This window comes from Synechocystis sp. LKSZ1 (assembly GCF_040436315.1).
Lineage (GTDB): Bacteria > Cyanobacteriota > Cyanobacteriia > Cyanobacteriales > Microcystaceae > Synechocystis.
In genome coordinates, this window is the sequence record NZ_AP031572.1 from 1,932,080 (window position 1) to 1,947,375 (window position 15,296).

Annotated in this window: 15 protein-coding genes; 5 read left to right on the top strand and 10 right to left on the bottom strand. The window is 52.3% G+C overall.

Features of this window, described 5'->3' with window-relative positions:
• Positions 1-18 precede the first annotated feature (18 nt).
• From ABXS88_RS09005 to ABXS88_RS09015, 3 genes are all read right to left on the bottom strand, one after another.
• Complete coding sequence (locus ABXS88_RS09005; protein WP_353671711.1) at positions 19-1,203, bottom strand: LptF/LptG family permease; 1,185 nt, start codon at positions 1,201-1,203, stop codon at positions 19-21.
• A 122-nt stretch (positions 1,204-1,325) separates the two neighbouring features.
• On the bottom strand, positions 1,326-1,445 hold the full coding sequence (locus ABXS88_RS09010; protein ID WP_353671712.1) for a photosystem II protein Y: 120 nt from the start codon (positions 1,443-1,445) through the stop codon (positions 1,326-1,328).
• Between the two features lie 62 nt (positions 1,446-1,507).
• Positions 1,508-2,044 carry a gamma carbonic anhydrase family protein gene (locus ABXS88_RS09015; RefSeq protein WP_353671713.1) on the bottom strand — a complete coding sequence of 179 codons (537 nt, stop codon included), beginning with the start codon at positions 2,042-2,044 and terminating at the stop codon, positions 1,508-1,510.
• A 91-nt stretch (positions 2,045-2,135) separates the two neighbouring features.
• Between ABXS88_RS09015 and ABXS88_RS09020 the strand changes: the two genes are divergently transcribed.
• Entirely contained in the window at positions 2,136-2,645 is a 510-nt protein-coding gene (locus ABXS88_RS09020) for a TIGR02652 family protein (RefSeq protein ID WP_353671714.1), read from the top strand.
• A gap of 4 nt (positions 2,646-2,649) precedes the next feature.
• Complete coding sequence (locus ABXS88_RS09025; RefSeq protein ID WP_353671715.1) at positions 2,650-3,078, top strand: VOC family protein; 429 nt, start codon at positions 2,650-2,652, stop codon at positions 3,076-3,078.
• A gap of 10 nt (positions 3,079-3,088) precedes the next feature.
• Here ABXS88_RS09025 and ABXS88_RS09030 read toward each other — a convergent pair whose 3' ends face one another.
• Positions 3,089-3,475 carry a DUF4278 domain-containing protein gene (locus ABXS88_RS09030; RefSeq protein WP_353671716.1) on the bottom strand — a complete coding sequence of 129 codons (387 nt, stop codon included), beginning with the start codon at positions 3,473-3,475 and terminating at the stop codon, positions 3,089-3,091.
• Between the two features lie 108 nt (positions 3,476-3,583).
• On the opposite strand from ABXS88_RS09030, the gene ABXS88_RS09035 reads away from it, so the two are divergent.
• Positions 3,584-4,108, top strand: coding sequence for a GNAT family N-acetyltransferase (locus ABXS88_RS09035; protein WP_353671717.1), 525 nt, complete (start codon positions 3,584-3,586; stop codon positions 4,106-4,108).
• Here the strand turns inward: ABXS88_RS09035 and ABXS88_RS09040 are convergent.
• Entirely contained in the window at positions 4,059-4,706 is a 648-nt protein-coding gene (locus ABXS88_RS09040) for a ribonuclease H-like domain-containing protein (protein ID WP_353674801.1), read from the bottom strand. The genes ABXS88_RS09035 and ABXS88_RS09040 overlap by 50 nt on opposite strands.
• 230 nt (positions 4,707-4,936) lie before the next feature.
• Here ABXS88_RS09040 and carB point away from each other — a divergent pair, with 230 nt between their 5' ends.
• Positions 4,937-8,179 (top strand): carbamoyl-phosphate synthase large subunit, encoded by a 3,243-nt coding sequence (gene carB / locus ABXS88_RS09045; protein WP_353671718.1) that lies wholly within the window; start codon positions 4,937-4,939, stop codon positions 8,177-8,179.
• Between the two features lie 118 nt (positions 8,180-8,297).
• Here the strand turns inward: carB and cobW are convergent, their stop codons facing one another.
• The 4 genes from cobW to ABXS88_RS09065 form a co-directional block, all read right to left on the bottom strand.
• On the bottom strand, positions 8,298-9,362 hold the full coding sequence (gene cobW, locus ABXS88_RS09050) for a cobalamin biosynthesis protein CobW (RefSeq protein ID WP_353671719.1): 1,065 nt from the start codon (positions 9,360-9,362) through the stop codon (positions 8,298-8,300).
• A 136-nt stretch (positions 9,363-9,498) separates the two neighbouring features.
• Positions 9,499-10,305, bottom strand: coding sequence for a HEAT repeat domain-containing protein (locus tag ABXS88_RS09055; RefSeq protein ID WP_353671720.1), 807 nt, complete (start codon positions 10,303-10,305; stop codon positions 9,499-9,501).
• A gap of 3 nt (positions 10,306-10,308) precedes the next feature.
• Entirely contained in the window at positions 10,309-11,160 is an 852-nt protein-coding gene (locus ABXS88_RS09060; RefSeq protein ID WP_353674802.1) for a prohibitin family protein, read from the bottom strand.
• A gap of 116 nt (positions 11,161-11,276) precedes the next feature.
• Positions 11,277-11,600, bottom strand: coding sequence for a septal ring lytic transglycosylase RlpA family protein (locus ABXS88_RS09065; protein ID WP_353671721.1), 324 nt, complete (start codon positions 11,598-11,600; stop codon positions 11,277-11,279).
• Positions 11,601-11,762: 162 nt separating this feature from the next.
• Between ABXS88_RS09065 and ABXS88_RS09070 the strand changes: the two genes are divergently transcribed.
• The gene (locus tag ABXS88_RS09070) at positions 11,763-12,101 is read left to right on the top strand and encodes a hypothetical protein (protein ID WP_353671722.1); all 339 of its coding nucleotides are present in this window, start codon (positions 11,763-11,765) and stop codon (positions 12,099-12,101) included.
• A 36-nt stretch (positions 12,102-12,137) separates the two neighbouring features.
• Here ABXS88_RS09070 and ABXS88_RS09075 read toward each other — a convergent pair whose 3' ends face one another.
• Positions 12,138-15,227, bottom strand: a complete 3,090-nt coding sequence (locus ABXS88_RS09075; RefSeq protein WP_353671723.1) for a plasmid replication protein, CyRepA1 family — start codon at positions 15,225-15,227, stop codon at positions 12,138-12,140.
• Between the last annotated feature and the right edge of the window lie 69 nt (positions 15,228-15,296).

Here is a 15,296-nt window from a genome sequence, read left to right on the forward strand (position 1 = left end):
GACCAATGGTGTGACCAGCTAAACATGATGATTGAATTGATAAATTAACCACAGACCAAAACCCAGGCCGATTAGGTTTGGCCCCCAGGCCGCTACCACCGGGGATACCCATTCAATCATGCCTAAACTTCCCAGCAAAAAACTGAGTAAATAGTAGATAAAAATAACCGCAATACTTAGACCAAAACTTTTTGCTCGGCTGACTTTTTGGGGCTGAGTTCCCAGAGCCGAGCCCACCAAGGCAAACACCATACAAACAAAAGGAAAAGCTATTTTTTGCTCAGTTCTAACTTGGAAAAAATTAAGCTTTTTGGTATCCCCAATGAGGCGCAAAATATCCATATATTGCCGAGCCTGGATGATGTTCATTTCGTAGGGGTCACGACTTTGGCGGGCGAAATCAAAGGCGGCCTTGGGCAGATCGAGGGTCTGGTGTTGAAAGGGTAGGGCCTCTTGGTAGGAGCTATCCGGCGAGAGTTTATAGAGTGTCCCCTCAAAAAACTCCCACTTTTGTTGTTGCTCATTCCAAGTAGCCTGGTGGGAGATCAAAATTTGTTTTAAATTAGTTCCAGCCCAGCTCAATACGGTCAGTGCCTGCATCGTTTTACCATCGAAGCGCTCGGCGTAAACCAAGTTTTTCAAGCGACGACTGGTTTGCCCATTGGCCAGGGTCAGGGTTTCAAATTCAGGATAAAAAATATCGCGGGTCTGCCAAAAGGGATGCTCTTCTTGAATCGCATTAACGAGAATGCTGGTGGCTTGATAGTTAGCGGCAGGAACAACCCATTCATTCATCATAAAGGTTCCGACCGTAACCCCCAGGCTCAAAATAATCGCCGGCAAAACAATTCGGTACAAACTAACACCACAACTACGCAGGGCAATGATTTCACTGTCACTGCTTAGGCGGCCAAAGGTCATCAAGGTGGTCAGCATGACCGAAATAGGAAGCGCGTAGGCCACAAATTCCGGCACTTTGAGAATCAGAATTTCCAGGGCCTTGAGCACCGGCAATTGTTTTTCCACAATTTTGTTAGCCAGATCCGAAAGATTGCCCACCGCAACCCCCAGGGTGGCGACGAGTCCAACGCTAAAAATAAACGGCGGGATCAGTTGCGTGGCCAGGTAGCGGTCCATAATCGACCCGTAGGGCCGAAAAACGAGAGTCGTGTACCAGGAGGGTAAAAACTTAGGGAGGAGCATGACCAGAAAAATACGATGTGGCTATTGTATCAGGCCCATGAAAAATGACTGTCCCCCTTTCCAGAAGGACAGTCCATTACCCAATCGTTGAATTGAGGGCCAAGGTTGGCCAAGCTGATTGATCAGTTTTCGCGGCTAAGAACATCCTGAAATTGTCTGATTGCGGCGGCACCAATATTAAAAAGGGCCCAGGCACCAGCAATCAGCAGCGGACTAAGAACAATAATGACGCGCCAATCCATAGTTTATTTTTACCTCGTATGTCTAGAAAAATTAAAATTTTTTGATCACTACTATATATATCCTAATCCTGACCCCTTGGGAATCCAAGCGCCGTCCCTTTGCCCGCATGCACTAAGGCCAGTTGGGCGTAATGCTGGGCGTGTTGGATCAAGTCCTGGGCCTCCACTTCCGTGACTTCTCGTACTACTTTACCGGGAACTCCCATCACCAGAGAGCGGGGGGGAATATTCTTTGTGACCACTGCCCCAGCGCCAATAACACTGCCGGCTCCCAAGCGCACTTGGTTAAGGATAATGGCCCCAATGCCAACCAGACAGCCCTGCTCAATGTGGGCACTGTGGATCACCGCCCGATGGCCCACCGTAACCCAATCCTCTAGACAGGTGACGGCACCAGGATCGCCATGGAGAATGGCCCCGTCCTGAATATTGGTTCCAACACCGACCTCAATCCGTTCGAGATCCCCCCGCAGAACAGCCCCATACCACACACTACTTCTAGGGGCGAGATAGACGTTACCGATCACAGTGGCATTGGGGGCCACAAAGGCCGCGGCAGACAGATCGGGGACAGTCAAAGAAATATTCCAGTCGGACATGACGGATTACCAGGAGGAAGAGACCAGACTTAAAAACGGAGCAATTAGATTAAGTCGATATAATAGTGCCGATGCTTGCGTTGAGTTTGCCATGCTGAATCCCAGTTTACAGTATCCGCCCTTTGGCCCTGAAATTCAGTGTCCCCATTGTCGCCAGCTCATTCCGGCGCTGACCCTCACCGATAGCTATCTTTGTCCTCGCCATGGGGCCTTCGAGGTAGATGTCAACACCAAGGAACTCGTTCATTTACAATCGGGACGGCATTGGCGCCTGTGGCAGGGGGAATGGTACCGCCAGCATACCCACCCGGATGGTATCCGCTTTGAGATCCATGAAGCACTAGATCGTTTGTATGGTGAAGGATACCGGGCGACCAAGGTCATTATTGCCCATCGCTACAAGGCCCTGGTCAGTGCTTACTTAGAGCGCAATCATTCCCGTCGTAGCCTCGAAGAAAATACGCTACCCCGCCTCTACGGTCTACCGGTGGAGTTTAGTGCAGCCCAGGCCGCGGAGCCGTGCTGGGAGGTCATTAATTTTGACCTAGAAAAAGAACTGGGGGTCCCCAAACGCTATCCTTACTTTCGTCTGTTTGAATAGGGCCATGCAGTTACATCACGTTTCCATCCGCACGGCCGACATTCACCGGGCTCTGGCCTTTTACGAAGCCCTCGGCTTTTCCGTACAAGAACGCTTCACTACCGGCTTTACTCTGGCCTGTTGGCTAGAGGGCCTGGGTAGTCGGCTGGAACTGATACAAATTCCTGAACCGAAACCGGCCCTCGATGCTTTTCACGATGAGCACTACGTCGGCTACTATCACCTATCCTTTGAATTGCCCCCGGATGGGCCAAGTCTAGGCCATTGGCTAGAAGGGTTTGAGATAAAGCTCCAAGCCCTGGCTCTGCCCTGGAAACTCCTACTGGCCCCGCAACCACAGATGATCGGCGACCATCTCTATGAAGTGTTATTCTTGGCCGACCCGGATGGCCTGGCCCTAGAGTTTATCCGGCGATTGCCCCGCCTCGGCTAAGATTCAGTTTTTAGCTTAGGGATAATGCCTGGTATTCCTGTTGGAGGAGGCTAACCAGCATTTCATTGCCGGCGGCTTGGGCCGCTTGAATGCGTCGCTCGATATTCTGGCGGATATTATCCTGGTGCTGTTGCGCTAGCTCCGTGGGTTGAATCTCGGGAGGAGTATAGAAATTAAGGGTCGGACAGAGGTTAAGGTAATCTTCGGGGCTATAGTCGGGGGCCCGATAGCTAACGCCCCGATAGCGCAGGCCATTTTGGGGGAAAGTTTGGGCTAGATGACGAGGATAGGCCGCTTTGGTGACAGTGGCCGGTTGCGGGGGAGGGGGCTCTGGGCTTTGCAGAACTGGATTGACCAGCGTTTTTTCGTAGGGGGTACCGCGATAGGATAATTTCATAGGACTCAGTTGGCGGTGCTTTTAAAATAGTAACTTATTAATCTGTATCTATTTTTACATTTTAACCCTCATCTGACCACTGTCCATCCTGCCCAGTGGCCGACTACTATGACCGACCTTCCCTTCCTAGACCCCTATCGACTGGTAACGGGCTCTAGTCGAGATCAGGCTCAATTACTCACTTTTTTGCGCTGTACCTATCAGGAATTGTTTCCCCAGCAAAAGGCCTTTGACCATCTCGCCCAGACAGTTGAACAGTATTTCTCGGCTCGTTCCCCACTCTGGTGGGTGCAGTCACGTTTAGAGCTGAATCCAGTACCCGTTGCTGGCCTGTGGTTAGGGAATGCCATCGACCAAGTCACAGGAGAACGCTACAGTCATATTTTTATGCTCTATGTGGTACCGACTCATCGGCGTCAGGGTATTGCCACGGCACTACTCCGGCATGCCCAGCAATGGAGCCAGGCCAGGGGGGAACGGCAATTGGGCCTACAGGTATTTCCCCACAATACGCCGGCCCTGGAACTGTACCAAAAGCTCGGCTTTCAGACCCATGCCATCACCATGCTCCAAACCTGGCCCCCTAGGACGAATGTTCAAACACATTGCCAAACTGTTCTAGATCCAAATTAACAAAAACCGGTAAACAGTCAAAACAGCGTTGGGCCAAGTTCAACCGGTCTTCCCGCTCTAGCATGGCTTGTAGACGTTGTTTCACGGGGATCAAATAACGGACATCGTTGGCAGCGTAGCTCAGTTGAGACATAGAGAGATTCTCAAGGTTACCCCAATCGGAACTCTGGGCATTTTTATCCAGTTCAACGTGCAGGATTTCCTGCACCAAGCTTTTCAGACCATGGGAAGCGGTGTAGGTACGGGCCAGTTTACTGGCAATTTTAGTACAAAATACCGGGTGAGTTTTGATGTCGAAAGTGTGTTTGAGCTGGGCCAGGTCAAAGCGAGCATAGTGAAAAATTTTCAGCACCTGGGGACTTTCCATCAACTGGGTCAGGTTGGGGGCCTGGGTTTGGCCTTTGTGGACTCGGATCACCGTTACCAGGCCCTTGGGGTCACAGATTTGCACCAAACAGAGGCGATCTCGGTGGGGATTGAGGCCCATGGTTTCCGTATCGACGGCAATTTCGGGGGCCGTCAGCAGTTGGGCCAGGACTTGGGGGGGGAGGTCGTGATCAAAGGCTTGGAATTGCGTCAGGGTCGTCATAGAAGCTATTACGAAAAAGAACAAGAAGGCTGGCTCCCCAGGTCGGGGTTTGTCGCATTCGCACTGAAAGCAAGCAAGCGCCAGGGCCAATATTCAGTTTGGCAGAGCCGGGCCCTGAATGAACCCGGTCAAGGCCTTTTTAAAAGTCACTAAACCTGGATACGAGGGCCGGTAATGAAGGCCGGGAAAGCCGATAGAATAATTGGGATTCATTCCTTCCCTCTCTACGGATAGTTGCCATGCCACGCCGCGATGATTTGCAGAAAATTTTAATTTTAGGGGCCGGGCCCATCGTCATCGGCCAGGCCTGTGAATTTGATTATTCCGGAACTCAAGCGTGCAAGGCCTTAAAGGAAGAAGGCTATGAAGTGGTTTTGATCAATTCCAATCCCGCTTCGATCATGACCGATCCGGAGTTGGCCCATCGGACGTATATTGAACCCCTAATCCCGGAAATTGTGGAAAAGGTAATCGAGAAGGAACGGCCCGATGCCCTCTTACCTACCATGGGTGGCCAAACGGCCCTGAATTTAGCAGTGACGTTATCTAAGTCAGGGGTACTGGAAAAGTACGGTGTCGAACTGATCGGGGCCAAATTGCCGGCCATTGAAATGGCGGAAGACCGGGATTTATTTAAGCAGGCCATGGCCCGCATCGGCGTTCCCGTCTGCCCCTCCGGCATTGTTAATAATATGGAAGATGCCCGTAGAATTGCCCTAGAAATTGGTTCCTATCCCCTGATTATTCGTCCCGCTTTTACCTTGGGAGGAACCGGGGGCGGCATTGCCTATAACCAGGAAGAATATGAAACCATGGCCCAGTACGGTCTGGAACAGTCGCCAGTGAGCCAAATCCTGGTGGAAAAATCCCTCTTGGGTTGGAAAGAGTACGAGCTAGAGGTGATGCGAGACCTGGCGGATAACGTGGTAATTATCTGCTCCATTGAGAACTTTGACCCCATGGGGGTGCATACGGGCGATTCTATTACTGTGGCCCCGGCCCAAACTTTGACGGATAAGGAATACCAGCGCCTGCGAGACTATTCCAAGGCCATTATTCGGGAAATTGGCGTAGAAACCGGCGGCTCCAACATTCAATTTTCGGTGAATCCCGCCAATGGCGATGTGATCGTGATTGAAATGAACCCCCGCGTTTCCCGTTCCTCGGCCCTGGCCTCTAAGGCTACGGGCTTTCCTATTGCCAAGTTTGCAGCCAAATTGGCCGTGGGCTATACCCTCAACGAAATTTCCAACGACATTACTCAGAAAACGCCCGCGTCCTTTGAACCCACCATTGATTATGTGGTGACGAAAATTCCTCGCTTTGCCTTCGAGAAATTCCCCGGTTCCCAACCTATTCTCACTACCCAAATGAAGTCCGTGGGTGAGGCCATGGCCATTGGCCGTACCTTTCAAGAATCTTTTCAAAAGGCCCTGCGCTCCCTAGAAACCGGCCGCTTTGGCTTCGGTTGTGACCGCAAAGAAACCCTGCCTACCCTGGCCCAAGTCCGTTCCCACCTGCGTACCCCCAATCCCGAACGGGTCTTTTCTCTGCACCAGGCCCTGACCCTGGGGATGAACGTCGAGGAGATCCATGAATTAACAGCTATTGACCTCTGGTTCCTGGATAAATTGCAGGAACTCGTCGAAACTGAAAAATTCCTCAAGCAACGATCCTTGACGGCCCTGACGGCCGAACAAATGCGCGAGATTAAGCAACAGGGTTTTAGTGACCGCCAAATTGCTTTTGCCACCAAAACGACGGAAGACGAAGTACGAGCCTACCGTAAATCCCTGGGAATTGTGCCGGTCTATAAAATGGTGGACACCTGTGCGGCGGAATTTGAGGCCCTGACGCCCTACTACTATTCCACCTACGAGCCAGAAGAAAGCGAAGTCCTCCCTTCTGATAAACCCAAAGTCATGATTCTCGGGGGCGGCCCCAACCGTATTGGGCAGGGAATTGAATTTGATTACTGCTGTTGCCACGCGGCCTTTTCCCTGAGTGATGCAGGCTATGAAACCATCATGGTCAACTCCAATCCAGAAACCGTTTCCACCGACTACGACACCAGCGACCGCCTCTATTTTGAACCCCTGACCAAGGAAGATGTGCTTAACATCATCGAAGCGGAAAACCCCGTGGGGGTGATTGTGCAATTTGGGGGCCAGACTCCCTTAAAACTCGCCGTTCCCCTACAAAAATACCTGAGTAGCCCTGATTGCCCCGTCCAAACAAAAATTTGGGGAACGTCTCCCGACTCCATTGATACTGCCGAAGACCGGGAACGCTTTGAGCAGATTTTGCATACTCTCCAGATTAACCAACCCCCCAACGGGATTGCCCGCAGTTACGCAGAATCTCGGGTCGTGGCCAATCGCATTGGTTATCCTGTCGTTGTACGACCTTCCTACGTCCTCGGGGGCCGGGCCATGGAAATTGTCTATTCCGATGAAGAACTAGAACGTTACATGGTCTATGCCGTACAAATCGAACCGGATCACCCCATCTTAATCGATAAATTCCTGGAAAATGCCATTGAAGTGGATGTGGATTCCATCACTGACCAGACGGGCCAGGTGATTATCGGTGGCATTATGGAACACATCGAAGAAGCGGGGATTCACTCCGGCGACTCGGCCTGCTCCATTCCCTACACTAGTCTGTCGGATAACGTTGTTGCCACCATTCGCCAATGGACTCAACAATTGGCCAAGGCCCTGAACGTGGTGGGCCTGATGAATATTCAGTACGCTGTTCAGGGGGAACAAGTCTATATTCTAGAGGCGAATCCCCGCGCCTCCCGCACCGTCCCCTACGTTTCCAAAGCCACTGGTGTTCCCCTAGCTAAAATCGCCTCCCTGGTGATGTCGGGCAAAACCCTAGCGGAATTGGGAATGACTGAAGAACCCCAACTGCGCCATGTTGCTGTAAAAGAGGCCGTCCTGCCCTTTGCCAAATTCCCTGGGGCCGATACCCTGCTGGGGCCAGAAATGCGCTCCACCGGCGAAGTGATGGGTATTGATACGGACTTTGGTAAGGCTTTTGCGAAGGCCGAATTGGGGGCCGGCGTTGACCTGGCCACCACGGGCACGGTCTTTGTCTCCATGAACGACCGGACGAAGGCTGCCGCTGTCCCCGTTGTTCGCGATTTACTGGAGTTGGGCTTTAAAGTGGTTGCCACAGCGGGAACCCAGAAAATCCTAGCCGAAAATGGCATTGAAGGCATTGAAGTGGTACTAAAACTCCATGAAGGCCGGCCCCACGTTTTGGACTGGATTAAAAATAATTGGATTCAGTTCATTATCAATACGCCCAGCGGTGAGGAATCCCAACTGGATGGCCGCACAATTCGTCGGGCCGCCGTGGACTACAAATTACCGATTATCACCACCATTGCTGGGGCCAAGGCCACCGTGGCCGCGATCAAAAGTTTGCAGACCCATCCCCTAGAGGTCAAGGCCCTGCAGGACTATTTGTAGGCGAATCTGTTCCAGGCACCATCTTGCCTAAGGAGATAGCTCTCACGACTGCCGGTTGGAATCGTTACGGCTGACGCCAGAACGGTGTACGGCTCTGGTCTCAAAATAGCCTGCTGCCTCAAGCAGACTGTTTTGTCGCAATCTGGGCTAAGTTAGCCTGGATGGTCTGGACGTCTAGATTTTTGCCGATAAACACCAATTGGGTTTGGCGGGTTTCTCCAGGTTGCCAGCGTCGGTCGTAGAAACTATCGAGGTTGGCCCCGACCCCCTGGATCACGAGACGCATGGGCTTACTGGGCACAGAAACAAAGCCCTTGATGCGGTAAATTTCCTGCTGTTGTACCAGTTGCTGTAGGTGTGCAATCAGGCCCTGGGGGTCGTAGGCCTGGTCAGAGACAAACTGAGTAGACTGAATTTCATCATCGTGGTCGTGGTCTTCCTCGTGGTCGTGATGGCTGGGGCGTTCGCTCAAATTATCTTCCACGGCAGCCTGGAAACCTAGGAGGATATCAGGATTGATTACTCCTTGCTGACAGGGAATAATTTTGACCCCAGGCCGGAGTTCCTGCTTGAGCCATTTTTCAACGGTCTGACGTTGCGGTGCTTGGAGTTGGTCAGTTTTGGTTAAGAGTACCAAGTCCGCACAGGCTAGTTGATCTTCAAAAAGTTCTTCTAGAGGCGTTTCATGATCTAAATTAGGGTCAGCTTGCCGTTGCTGGAGCAGGGCCGCTAAATCACCCACCAATTGGCCCTGGGCCAGGGCCTGACCATCTACCACCGTAATCACCCCGTCCACCGTAGCGTATTGCCGAATATCCGGCCAACGAAAGGCCTGTACTAAGGGTTTGGGCAAGGCCAAGCCAGAAGTTTCAATAACGATGCAATCCAGTTCCTCGCGCCGTTGGAGCAGGGCCTGCATCACTGGATAAAATTCCTCCTGCACTGTACAGCAGAGGCAACCATTGGTAAGTTCAATAATTTGACTGCTGGGATTTACGGATTCCGTCTCGTCATCGCAGACTTGACAGGACTTGAGCAATTCTCCATCAATGCCAACATCGCCAAACTCATTCACCAAAACAGCAATCCGCCGCCCTTGGTTATTTTGCAGGAGATGACGAACGAGGGTCGTTTTTCCTGCGCCCAGAAAACCTGTGATTACCGTAACCGGAATTTTAGTCATTATTGCTGTTTAAGATGAAATGGAGATGATTTTGTCCCCCTCGTCCATGACGAAGAGAAGGCTTGGGGGTAAAGGCTAAAATAATTTGCGCACCTTGGGCAACATGGCGACAAGCTTTTAACTGACATGGCGTTCCCTACAATAACCCATCCATCAGGGCCAGGATCTCCTCTGTTTCTGGTGTCAGAGCGTCGGGCTGGGGAGTCCGTTGCTGATGGGCCATCCAGAGGTCTCTTAAGGCAATTAACTTCAAACTGTTTTCAGCGAAGGTTTGGGCAATGGCCAAGGCCCCGGCGAGATAGCCGGTGGCACCGAGATCCATCATGGCGGAGCGACGCAGTTGTAGGTCAGGGCCTTGCAAAGCTTGAATCAGACGTTCCGCGTAGGTCGGGGCAAGGGTCAATTGATAAAGAGCCCGGGCGGCCGCGTACTGTACCTTAGGGGCAAAATGATCGAGAAATGGTTCTAGCTGAGGAACCGCTTCCTTGGCCTGGAGAGTTCCCAGGGCCTCTAGAATGGCCTCGTAGGGCTGGGCCAGATGGGGTTTACCGGGCACCAATTGTGCTGCTTCAACGCCACCAGCCAATAAGTTGAGGAGGGCCGGAATGGCCTGAGAGTCCTGTAATTCTCCCAAGGCTCGTACTGCCGCTTCGCGGACGTAGTAATCGTCGCAATCTAGGGCCTGGATTAGGGCCGGAACCACCGTCGGGTCGGCTAATTTACCCAAGGCCTTAGCCGCATTACGTCGCAAAGGATAGCCGCCATCGGGAGAGCGGTCGGTCTCATCCTGTAGGGCCGCGACGAGAGCGGCAATTGCAGTGGGGTCGGTCACGCGAAAACGGCCAATCCACCAGGCCGCATAGTAGCGAGCACTGGGATCTTCCGTCTGTTGTAGATTGGTCAAAGCCTGTTCGACGGTATAAGCGGCAGAAACGTCGGTCATTGTTTAGGAGGCAGTCGGATTGTTTAAATTAAACAGGAAGGGGATGGCCCCTTGGTTTTTATCTCCGCCCAGCACAAGAACGTTGGGCATTTGGGCCCCACCTTCCCGCCAGGCCTCAATGGCCTCTTTTTGTAACACCAGTTCTCCCCCCTGGGCCTTCAGGGTTTCCGCCAAGAGCCGTTGGGCCTCGGCCTTCCCTTTGGCGCGATTAACATCTGCCTGGGCCTGTTGCTCTGCTTCCTGCGCCACATAGACGGCCCGCTGGGCTCGCTGTTCGGCGATTTGTTTTTCTTCCACGGCCCGGGCAAATTCCGGAGAAAAATTGAGGTCTACTACACTCGTATCCAGAACAATAATACCGTACTTTTCTAAGCGGGAATCCAGGGCCATATCAAAATCCTCTTTTAATTCGGAGCGCTTGGTAATAGCCTCTTCCACCGTCCGCCGTGCCGCCGCAATCTTAAAAGACTCCTGAGTCTGGGGGGCAATAATTTTGGCTACGATATTTTGTAAAGACCCTTGGGTGCGTCGAATATTGACAACCTGAGTCGGGTCGAGACGGAAATTAATGGCAAAGCTGGCCGAGAGGTCTTGCAGATCTTTTGTCGAGCTTTGGGCCGGCACTTCAAACTTTTGTACCGTCACATCATAGATATCCACAGAGGATACAAAAGGGGGCTTATAATGCAGACCTTCTAGTAACGCCCCATCCTGAGCCTTACCCAAGATACTTAAAACCCCAGCTTGACCAGGGTTAATAATCACAAAAGCATTCAAGGCAATTAAGACCAGGAGGGCCGCAAGAATGCCTCCCACAATGGGCTGCCAGCTTTCGGCAGAGGATTTCCGCATAATGTTGTCCTTAATACAATGGCAAGGTAATGCTCTCCCATGCTGACAGAGAATTGGGGCGCTAGGCAAGCCCGAACCCCTTGGGATGGCATGATTGACCGGAAGAAACTTCGACCAATCTAGAGTCGGGTAATGCGAACGGGGATGCGACCATGATTTTTATTGGCGATACGTCGAAAGGCGGCACTGCTCAAATCGAGAGAACAAGCACAACGGTCTGTTACTGTGACAATAACAGAGCGGCCAGTTCTTTGATGGGTGACCCGTAGGCGGGTTCCTAGGGGATAGCGGGGATGGGCAGCAACATAGTGGTTGGGATTATAGGGTCTGCCATTGGCCATGCGTTTGCCAGCAAAACTAGGCCCGTAAAAGGTTGCGGTTTGGGCCGAAACGGATACAGGTAATGATAGAGTCAGCAAAATCGCTACGAGAAAAAGACGCAAATCAGATTTCCTCCAGAATTGTAAACAACGTCACGTTATTATACCTAGGCTTTTCTGTTTTTGCCGAGAGATGTAGTATTTTTGCTCTTTCCCCTTTGGGTCTGGCCCCCCATTTTGGGGGTCTAGAGACGACAATAGAAGTAGTCTCTAGGGAGTTTTCTGATGTTTAAGCCACTTATTCTCACTGTCCCCCTGGCCCTACTTACCTTGATAGGAATTGCCCATACAGCTAGCGCTGTCCCCTATCGTGTCTACTCCACCGGAAGCCCTGGATTCACCCGTGGGGTCGTGATTCCACCATCGAACAACCTGGGTTACGATGTCTATCGCTATCCCCAGGGCGGTTACTACCAGCAGCCGGGTAATAATTTCACTACAATTACCGATAACAATGTCTGGATGCCTTGTGTACGCAACCGAGGCTATTACCAAAACTATCCCTATCACTATCCTCGAGGTAATGCCTACCCGCCTTACAACCGAGGATATGCCAGGTGGTAACTCGGCCAGTCATTCCATGTGAACGATAGTAAAAAATTATCCCATTTTTTCCTGATTTGGCAGAGGGGCCGAATCGTCGGGGGAATGGTCTGTCAAAGCCAGACTTAATTGCACGTAGGGGAGAGTGGTCATCGTCGGAACGGGTGATTGTAGTCGTAGCCAAAAATCCTCTAGCCAGCCCTCAGAGCTTCCCGGTAATTGCCGGTCTCGTTCCAGCCATTGTTGCAGAACCGTTTCCCGACCATCCTGGGGCGGCACCAGACGATACACTCGCACCGATTTTTGGTTGAATCGCTTCCGTTTTAGGGGGGCCAGACCGTAGCCAATACAGTCCAAAAAGCGGCGTAGAATGGTGATCGGGCCCGCATTTTTAGCCAAGCCAATGCCCATTACGGTTTTAATATCCTGACGATTGCGCAGGGCGATCTCCGCCAGACGTTGTAGATCCGCATCAAGGGCGCAGAGCTCCCGTTGGGGATTGGCGAGGAGAATAGGGAGTCCCAAGACGTCTAGGGTGCCAATTTTGGCCCCGAGCTGGGAGCCGTTGAAGTCGGGGAGAAAAAGACTGCCGTGGCCCTGATCGATCAGCGTCCGGGCGATCTTGGTATCCCGGTCAGCGAGGTAGGGACGACCGAGGGTGAGAAAGTAATGCAGGCGAATTCTTTGATACCAGCCCTGATCATCCTTCTGAACCAGTTCTGGGGTCACGGGTACCCCATAGCGTTGCTGGAGTTCGTAGCGACGCAGGGCGTGACGCTCGTTAGGACTTTTGATTAATCGTTTTTTCAAGGCCTCGAAGTCCTCGACACTTAGTAAAGGCGCCGTGGCAATGGCCTCGCATTCGGCCTGGTAATTTTGCTCACGCACGGCCTGGATGGCTTCGGCTAATTGTTGACTACCGGGTAGTGGCTCTTGGTTAGAGGAATCATTGTCTTCTTTGGCCCCCTGGGACTGGGGCGGGGGGGGATAGCCCAGGAGTTGGTGGCCTTCCTGTTGGAGCAGGGCCAATACCGAGTCTCGATAGTGGATCATGGCTGCATTGACACGGACGGCCATTCGGGCCCAACAGAGGAGGGATTCTGCTTGAAAGCCGGTATCCAAATCATCGAGATCCGCCAGATCGGCCTGTTGGAGCAGGCGAATATTTAAGTCCGTTAAGCGTTGGCCCGAGGTCAACAGGGCCGGTATGGAAGTGGAGCCGTTGCCCACCTGATTAAAGCCGTAGCTGGCTACCCAGAGATAGCGGGGAATATTTTCTCGAATTCGGCCCAGGGCCTGGCAAACGGAGGTGGCGGTCTGGACTCCCTGGGCAATGGCCCAAACAGCGGTAAAGTGGCCCTTGAGGTCAATACTGACACCGGTTTCAATGGCCGGGCTAGCCAATACTACATCGTATTGGGGTAGTAGATCATTTAATTGGGACACGGCATTATAGGCGGGGTGGCTGGGGTCAGAAAGGGATTCTGCATCTAACCGCAGGATCTTGACTTGGGGAAATTGTCGCTGGAGATAGGCTTCGAGGTTGCGGGTTCCCCAGGCACTGGTGAGCTTTTGGGCCGATAGGCAGACAAATGGCCGGCCCCCATCTCGAATGTGTTGTACCAGATGCTTGACTAGGCGACGGGGATCATTTTCGCCGTAATGATAGACAGGCCAAGCCTCGGTACTATCAGGTTGCCAATCATTACAGATCAGGTAGGGATCAAGAGGAATCCCCGCCAGGGCCGTTAGGTAATCGAGGGATACATCGCTGAGATCGGCATCCGCCACGATTAAGCGGCCGTCACCACTCAGAGCCGTTTGCAGTAACTGCTTGAGGGATTTGAGAATGGCTACCCGGTGGGAGCGGCAAGTATCACCATTCAGAGCATGCCACAGTACCTGCTCCACTTCATCAATAATGATTAGGCTGTCGGCCCAACGTTTGGGGTTGAATTGGGCCTGGGATTGGGGATGGAGCGAGTCGATACAAAGCCCATAGCCGTAGATAGTTCCCTGGGGGCCATCTTTGACGTCAGTAACATAGTCTAAATTAAAGCGCTGACAGAGTTCCTGCACCAGACGAATACGATGGCCAATTAAGAGAACAGGGCGATGCTCTGCCATGGCCTGGCCCACCACTCGGCTTAGCCATTGGCTTTTTCCGGTTCCCTTGGGAGATTTCACGGCGATCAAGTTAGCAGAAGCCGGTAACGGCAGATCCGGAAGATAACGCGCCGTGAGGGCCAGGGACGGCCCATAGGTAAGGCGGTTAAAACTTTTGGCCTGCCACACCTCTAGGGACAGGGCCTGGTCATAAACCTGTTCCAAGATGGTTAGGCCCTGTTGGGCGATTAGGTCATCAATGCCTTTGCCCCAGACCGGATTCCAGGTCATGACCTTCACCAGACACTGATTTTGCTGGAACAAATAGCCCAGACGTCTAACAGCCAGGTGAACCTGTTGGATAGTTTTTGGCTTGGGGTCTTGGTCAAAAACAATGTAGATCGGTCGTTGGGGCACCGCCAACTTTTGCAGGGCCGGGATTAGATGGGATTTACCAATGCGTCGTCCTAGGGCATCCTTCGGAGTCCGGTAGCCACTGTGAACCCCTGGCAGAGCAATGGCCGCCAAGCCGGCTGTCAGTAAAGACCCAGCCTTTTTGGCCCCTTCGGTAATACAGAGAGGGATCTGGGGATTCTGCATGAGCCATTGCCAAAAACCCCCATCTTCTTGCTCTGGGTCTAGGTCTTCCGCTAGGATGGACAGCCCAGCCCGCTCAGCAATGCGTTGCCAAAGATGTAAAGGAACCCGCAAAGCAAAGAGGCCCGTCGGGGCCTGGGGAGGATGTTCATACTTGATCACCTTGCCCTTTTCCTGATGGATGCGAGGAGAGTTGGGCTTAAAACAGCCCCAGAGATCCCGCTCCCCCGATAGTAAATCAATACCTGAACACCACCAACCCCCAGCTACGGTATGTTCATAGCGATTGAGGATGGATTGACTGACCCGGCCGTCATTTCGCCGAGGCAACGTATCCGCGTACAGCAGATGCTCCGAAGCCTCGTTCCCCTGGAGAGAAGTCACGTTAAGATGAATAAGCTGGTCGTCAACACAGCTTGCCTGCCATTCCTGTAAGTAATCCATTGCCGGGCCTGCCTGAACCAATCAAGCACTATATATAGCGTGAGGGATTCCAATTCTAGGGCTAAAACG